We start from the raw sequence: 7,324 nt of genomic DNA, 5'->3' as shown, positions 1-7,324 counted from the left end.
TCAGGAATTTGGGCATTCAAACAAATAGCAGCAGATAAAATAAGTAAAATAACTATATATTTTTTCATAGTTTCTCCTCAATTTCCATATTTTTTGTTAGGTTTTAATTTATTATACAAGAGTCAAGAAACAAATTACATTAAATAGGTTTGAGAGTTCAATTCTTGACAAAAAGAGCCCAACTTAAATGTTCATTTTGAAATATATGGAGGGATGAATGGATAAGATCCAGAAGCATCGCGAATTCATGAAAGCTAATTTTAAGGTGTTCGAGAATTTCCAGACAGATCAGATGAAAAATATCGATCCACCAGATCTACAAAAGCCGGTACAAACTAGTAATGAGATTATTGATTTACCTAAGATCGAAAATTTCCAACCTCAAAATAACAATCTGAAAGCAAATATTCTTCATCGCCGCAGCCATCGAAAATTCTCTGATAAACCTTTAGGATTGGAAGAATTTAGTTTTCTACTCTGGGCAACTCAAGGTGTAAAAGAAGTCATTTCTCGCAATGAAAAAGCTTATGTAACTTTGCGAACTGTTCCATCTGCCGGAGCGCGACACCCGTTTGAAACATATCTGATCGTACACAATGTGGAAAGCTTAAAACCGGGTTTATATCGCTATCTGGGAATTGAGCATAAACTTGCTTTCCTGGGAGAAATTAAGGATCAGAAAAATAAAACAAAAGCTGCAGCTTTGGGACAGAAATTTGTCGGTGAATGTGCAGTAGTTTTTATCTGGAGTGTTGTTCCATATCGAACAGAATGGAGATACTATCTTACATCACACAAAACTGCTCTTTTAGATGCCGGTCATGTTTGCCAGAATTTATATCTGGCTTGTGAAGGAATCGGAGCAGGAACTTGTGCAATTGCAGCTTATAATCAGAAGTTGACAGATGAATTAATTGGCGTGGATGGCATCGATGAATACGCTATCTATATGTCTCCGGTAGGACATTTGAAGTGACCTTTTTTCCGGTCATTCTGCCTGCCCTGTGGAATGCAGCTTTGCTGCTAGTTTTTTCTAATTCCACTGGGCCAGCCAAGCCGAAGCTTAGCGAAGGCTGGAAGAATCTCCACTCACAAAAAAATAAAAATTATGAATAATAAACCAGATATTTTTTCAGTTTCGGAAGTTAATCGTCACATCAGGAATGTGATGGAAACCAACATCCCAGCACTTTTTGTGGAAGGTGAAATTGCTAATTTTACTCGGCACAGTTCAGGACACATCTATTTTTCGATCAAGGATGCCAAAAGCAGTTTGCGATGTGTTTTCTTCAAAAATTATAATCTGTATTTAAATTTTGGACCCAAAAATGGCGATCAAGTGATTTGTTCCGGCAAGATCTCGGTTTTTGAAAAAGCAGGAAATTATCAATTAAATGTATCCAGAATGATGCCTTCGGGAATCGGTGATCTTCAACTCAAATTCGAGGAGCTGAAAGCAAAACTGGATGAAGAAGGATTATTCGATCCTGCACATAAAAAACCGATCCCTGAATTTCCAGAATCGATTGGCGTTGTTACTTCTTCTACCGGTGCGGCTTTGCAGGATATCCGTAATGTTTTAAGTCGGCGTTTCCCAGTGAAAATATATCTTTTCCCAGCTGTTGTTCAAGGAGATGTTGCGCCAAAATATATTATGCGGGGAATAAAATATTTCAACGAAGAATTCCCGGTCGATATTTTGATAATTGGCAGAGGTGGAGGTTCTCAGGAAGATCTTTTCTGCTTCAATGATGAAGAACTGGCACGCACAATTTTTGCTTCTAAAATACCAATTATTTCTGCTGTCGGTCATGAGATCGATTTCACAATATCTGATTTTGTTGCTGACTTGAGAGCGCCCACTCCCAGCGCTGCAGCTGAACTGGCAGTTCCCGATCGGAATGAAATTATAGGACAGATCGAAGGCTATAGAAGTACGATGCAGTATGCCGTGAAGCAATCTATATTTTCCCGCAAAATGGAAGTTCACGAACTGGAAAAGCAAATTGCTGAATTTCATCCCAAAAATATTTTGCAGAAAATGCAGCAGAGACTGGAAAATTCTGCATTGAAATTAACACATCTCACAAGTCTTCATTTAACGAAGTTTCGAACCAAATTAGATATTTTGCAGAATGAATTGAAGGAACTTTCTCCTCAAGAAGCCTTGAAACGGGGTTACGCTTTCATCCTTCAGGAGAAGAAATTATTGAAATCTGTAAAAGGAATAAAGTTGAAAGATAAACTGGATTTAGTTTTAAAAGACGGTAAATTGGAAACAGAAGTGATCAAGATAGAAAATGAAGATTAATTTTTCCGTCATTCTGAAGAATCTTACAAAGGTTGTCCTTACGGCTTCGTGCAACTTCGCCGTCACAGGTAGGAAGAATCTCTTTACAATTTTGAGAAGTAAAGTTAATAGAATTCCACGAGATCCTTCCAAGCTAATGCTAACAGAGAGGTTAGGAAGACGATGGACTGGACTTCAGACTTGGCTGGAGTTCAGAACAAACAGAAATCCTCAAGTCCAGACGGAACTGAACTCGAGTCTTTCACGTTTTTCTGTTGAAGAATCTCTGTTGCGAATTTGAATTATGATTAAATCCATTTCAATATTGTATTTCATTCTATCGATGACGTTCCTGAAAGCGGAAATAAAAGCACTCTGGGTTCCGATCTGGGAAATTACTCGCCCCGGAAAGATCGATACACTTTTTCAAGATATTCGTTATCAGAATTTCAATCAGCTTTTAGTGCAAGTTCGCTATCGCGGTGATGCTGCCTACATTCCAAATAAAAGGAATAAAGCTTATCCAAATGAAGAAGTGAAATATCATGGAATTACCGATTCTGATTTCGATCCTTTGGGTTACATCATCAAAGAAGCGAAAAAGAGAAAAATTGAAGTTCACGCCTGGTTCACCACTTTTATTATCACCGGTCACGATCTTACAAAACTAGATTCTTCACATGTTTATTTTCTGCATCCCGAATGGGTAACGACTAATTTTTCTAAAGAAAGCATGAAGTATCACGATGATGTTGGAGCATTTCTTGATCCGGGTATTCCAGCTGTTCAGGAATATACAATCAACGTGATTCTGGATGTGCTTTCGAATTATCAGCTGGATGGAATTCATCTGGATTATATTCGCTATCCTGCCGGTTATTTCGGCTTCAATAAGCTGGCGATGGAAACTTATAAATCGGAAGTGAAATATCAGGATGCAACAAGTTGGATTCAGTGGAAGAATGATCAAATCACACGATTTGTAGCCAGAATATCAATGGCAGCAAAAGAGATTTCTCCGAATGTAAAAATATCTGCAGCCGTTTTTCCAAGTGTTAGTGATGCATTGGAACGCTACTCTCAAGATTGGAAGTTCTGGTTGGAAAAAGATTACATTGATGCAGCTTATACGATGTCATACACAAAATCAACGGACAGATTGGAATCCGATCTAACTTTCCTGAGCAATTTTGGTTTAAATGATAAAATTGTCGTAGGACTTCGAGCCTGGCAAGATGGAGAACATTACGCAGTGGGAGAAGTAAAAGATAAGATCAAATTAATCAGAAAAATGAATTTTGCAGGATTTTCGCTTTTTAGTTATACAGGACTGAAGAATGAACATTACAAAAAATATTTGAGGATTCAATAATGAGAATAGATCAGCTTTTAAATAAACTCTGCCTTGTGAAAACTCGCAGTATTGCCAAAAAAGCCTGCGACAAAAACCTGGTGAAGATCAATGGAAAAACAGCAAAAGCAAGTGCCAATGTTTTAGCTGAAGATGAGATTGAATATTCTTTATACAGTTATCGAAATATTTTAAAGATTATAAAAATTCCCAAAGGAAACGTATCAAAAAATAATGCTCCAGAATATTATGAATTTCTGGAACGAGAGAAGTTGGATCTGGAATAATTTTACCATAGATAAACACATATTTTCGCTGATATTTTTTCTGACAGGATAGCAGGATTTACGGGAAGAATCTCGAAATGGAATTTCGTTAGAAATTGCGTTCCCAAACTAGAGTTTAGGAACGAGAAGACTTTTTGTATCTCGATCACTCCTGATCGAGAAATACTGTCATTATGCCTGCCCTGTGGAATGCAGCTTTGCTGCTGGTTTTTCCCAATTCCACTGGGCCTGCCAGACAGAACTTAGAGAAGACTGGAAGAATTTCTTTTGTCAAACGAGAAGTAAGGCTGAAAGAATCTCACGAGATTCTTCGAAAGTAAAGCTATGGGTTTCCTCAGAAAGACGTTTTTTTGTCGTCATTCTGACGAATCTTGCACGTTGTTCATTGGAAGAATCTCAATACAGTAACGAGATGAAAATCTATAAGTATGTCCATGGGCTTTGTCTGTCTTGGGCAGATATTTCTAAAGTAGAGCAAAAGCGAGAACGATGAAATCTGCCTTCTCAAGAGTGCAACTCTCACGGGTTAAGTCTACAGTTATTTTCCGAAATCTACAAGAAGAATTTGCGAGAATCATGTCCTTGTAAGATAAAGGTTTCGGAAAGGATGTCCATAAACATTTAATATTAAATAAGATAACATTAGCTGTTTTTTTTTTTTTTGAAAAAATCGTTTGACACATCTTACTTTAAAATCAATCTCTGGCTCTGTTAATTAAGGTAAGAGAATTTACCATGTTTTAGAAATTATCTAAGAAGAAGGAAGAGAGAGCTTCGATAAAGCAAGGTTCACGCCAACGCAAAATCTCCACATCACTCTTCCCAAAAGACAGAATTGGATTTCATGGCGTTTTGTCAATTAACTTGCAGATTCTATGGAATATCCATTTTGGGAAATATGTGGCGAACAAATCTCTTTCTTCCTTTGATTTGAAGGAGGACAGAATGAGAGATTATTCCTGTAAGAATAAGTTTGAGTGATTTCATTTTGATTCGGCAATTAATTTAAATTTGAAATGAAAAAACAAAAACTTAAGGAGGAAAAGATGAAGAAGATAATATTAGCAATTACGTTTGTTATATTGAGTTGTTCGCTTATTGGAGTCATTAGACCGGTTGGACAGAATCACACTTACTCTACAATCCAAGATGCAGTCAATGCCGCTTCAAGCGAAGATATAATTCTTGTATATGATGGTGTTTATGAAGAATACATTCAAACAAATGGAAAAGTAGATTTGATTTTTGAATCTGTTAATGGACCAGAAAATTGTATAATTTCTGCACCATATTTGTATAGTACCTGTTTATATGCAAATAGCCATGTTGATAGATTTGAAGGATTTACTATAACGGGTGCTATTTATAGTGATACTGCTGTTGATTTTCATGCTGGTGTGAATACCATTACAAACTGTATTTTTGAAGATAATAATTTTTATTCAAATGGAAATGTTCTTGAATCATGGAGTGTTGATGAGCATGTAGAAGAAATATCAAACTGTATATTCCGAAACAACACTGCACAATGTGCAATTTATTTAAATGAAGATTATTCATTGGGATATGATCCTGAAGCTTATGGAAATTACAAGAATAACCTAATTGAAGATGGGATGTTTTATATAATAAATGCAAGCTCAGGTTATCACGGTAACTTCGAAAATAATACTTTTGTTGATTCTCCATATGGTCTTTATTTATATCTTGCTGCTGATGTTTCTGTTAAAAATTGTATTTTTTCATCAGCTGGGATTAATGATGGACCTTATGGTCCAAACATTACAGTATCATATAGTTGCTTTACTAACGCCGGCTATCAAAACACTCCTCACTTTACATGGGGTACCGGGAATTTAGTTTACACAGACCCAAAATTCTGTCCTGTTGATCCGTATAAATATCATCTATTGGAAGGCAGCCCCTGCATAGATGCCGGTGATCCAACTACAACAGGTGGAGATGTACGTATTGATATGGGATGCTTCGAATCAAGTCCTGATGTTAAATATTGTGAAGGTGTCCACTGGAACTGGATATCATTTCCTCGCTTAGAAAGAACCGGTAATACTTCTCACGATGTAACATCAGTTCTGAATGAATTCCTGGATTGGCCGTTTGATGATCTAACTCTACTTCATGTATGTGAAGAAAACAACCCAATTCCAACACTTGCATATAATGGGACAAATTGGTCTCCAACTTCCTACAATGTAAAATCCAGCTTAGGCTATAAGCTGAATACTTCAGAAGAAGGTGATCACTATCTGCCTTTGGAAGGAAGTCGATTAGAAATCGATGCAACGAATCCATTAGATTATAACTTAGCTGCCGGGCCGCTTAGTGAGAACTGGATGGGTTACTGGCTGCCGGAATCACAAAATATTGTTGATGCTTTTGGCAATTTCTGGACTTATGTAGAAGAGGTATGGGCAGAAGACTGGTATTACAATAAGAACAGCAATAATCGCGGGATAGGGCAGTCAGAACCAACATCCGAATCAACGGAAGGTAAAACCCTGGAATACGGCAAAGGATATATAGTTCGTTTCGAACGTACAAATCAGATCAGCGGTTTCTACTGGACACCTTCCGGCACTGTAGAAGAGCCTAAAACAAAAAGTGAATCAGAGAATTTTGCTTTCTCTGATAAAGCAGAATATGAAGTAATAGACGTTGTTGAAATTCCGGAAGAAGTTTTAGAGATTGGTGTATTTCAGGATAATGTGTGCGTTGGCGCAGTTGTCGTTGATGATGAATGTGAACAGATCCTGGTCTATCCTGATGGTTCAAGTCGTGAACCTGTTCCTTACAATTTTGAAATTGTAACAAACAGTAGAAGCTTAAGTCTTCCTGTAAGAAGTTATCAAGTATTGAATCCTGAAACAGGAATGTTTGAAACAGGTTCAATTGTTTCTGGTCAGCGAAGTAACTCTGTAATAAAATTCGACAGCTTTGAAAACGGACAAAATGAAACCCCCGATAATACAGCCAAGTTGATCGGCAACTATCCTAATCCATTTAATCCTGTAACTAATATCCTGTTCTCACTATCCATTGAACAAGAAATTGAATTGGAAATTTACAACATGAAAGGTCAATTAGTTCGCAATCTTGTTCAAGGTCAATTTACTGCAGGAAATCACTCAATAACCTGGGACGGTAAAGATGATTCTGGCAAATCAGTCAGTTCCGGTTTGTACTTCTACAAACTTATTGCTACTGATCAGGTAATTTCGAAGAAAATGTTACTTTTGAAATAGTATCAACTGACCATATGTGTTATTAACAGCCTGCTTTGCAAGCAGTTACGTTAATGGATTTTTTCAGGCATTGTCCAAGAACAGACTTACCGGCAAGGCTCCGGAGGTTTTCAGCCGGAGCCGCTACCTGTTC

General features: G+C 37.2%; 5 protein-coding genes. All 5 read left to right on the top strand.

The genetic code is table 11. The annotated features are described in order from the left end of the window. Positions 1-217: 217 nt before the first annotated feature. Positions 218-976 carry a SagB/ThcOx family dehydrogenase gene (locus K9N40_12595; protein MCF7815306.1) on the top strand — a complete coding sequence of 253 codons (759 nt, stop codon included), beginning with the start codon at positions 218-220 and terminating at the stop codon, positions 974-976. 132 nt (positions 977-1,108) lie between these two features. Next, positions 1,109-2,311 (top strand): exodeoxyribonuclease VII large subunit, encoded by a 1,203-nt coding sequence (gene xseA / locus K9N40_12590; protein ID MCF7815305.1) that lies wholly within the window; start codon positions 1,109-1,111, stop codon positions 2,309-2,311. A 283-nt stretch (positions 2,312-2,594) separates the two neighbouring features. After that, positions 2,595-3,662 (top strand): family 10 glycosylhydrolase, encoded by a 1,068-nt coding sequence (locus K9N40_12585; GenBank protein MCF7815304.1) that lies wholly within the window; start codon positions 2,595-2,597, stop codon positions 3,660-3,662. Continuing rightward, positions 3,662-3,928, top strand: coding sequence for an RNA-binding protein (locus K9N40_12580; GenBank protein ID MCF7815303.1), 267 nt, complete (start codon positions 3,662-3,664; stop codon positions 3,926-3,928). The genes K9N40_12585 and K9N40_12580 overlap by 1 nt, the downstream gene beginning before the upstream one ends. 1,046 nt (positions 3,929-4,974) lie before the next feature. Further along, entirely contained in the window at positions 4,975-7,191 is a 2,217-nt protein-coding gene (locus tag K9N40_12575; GenBank protein ID MCF7815302.1) for a T9SS type A sorting domain-containing protein, read from the top strand. Positions 7,192-7,324: the final 133 nt, after the last annotated feature.

The sequence above is a fragment of the Candidatus Cloacimonadota bacterium genome, from assembly GCA_021734245.1.
Taxonomy (GTDB): Bacteria; Cloacimonadota; Cloacimonadia; order Cloacimonadales; family TCS61; genus B137-G9.
Note: the sequence above shows the minus strand (reverse complement) of the source record. Positions and strands in the feature narration are given on the sequence as shown.

Bases quoted from the DNA above. Each gene is read 5' to 3' on its own strand.
- K9N40_12595 (MCF7815306.1), top strand. From the start codon at position 218: ATGGATAAGATCCAGAAGCATCGCGAATTCATGAAAGCTAATTTTAAG.
- xseA (MCF7815305.1), top strand. From the start codon at position 1,109: ATGAATAATAAACCAGATATTTTTTCAGTTTCGGAAGTTAATCGTCAC.
- K9N40_12575 (MCF7815302.1), top strand. From the start codon at position 4,975: ATGAAGAAGATAATATTAGCAATTACGTTTGTTATATTGAGTTGTTCG.
- K9N40_12580 (MCF7815303.1), top strand. From the start codon at position 3,662: ATGAGAATAGATCAGCTTTTAAATAAACTCTGCCTTGTGAAAACTCGC.
- K9N40_12585 (MCF7815304.1), top strand. From the start codon at position 2,595: ATGATTAAATCCATTTCAATATTGTATTTCATTCTATCGATGACGTTC.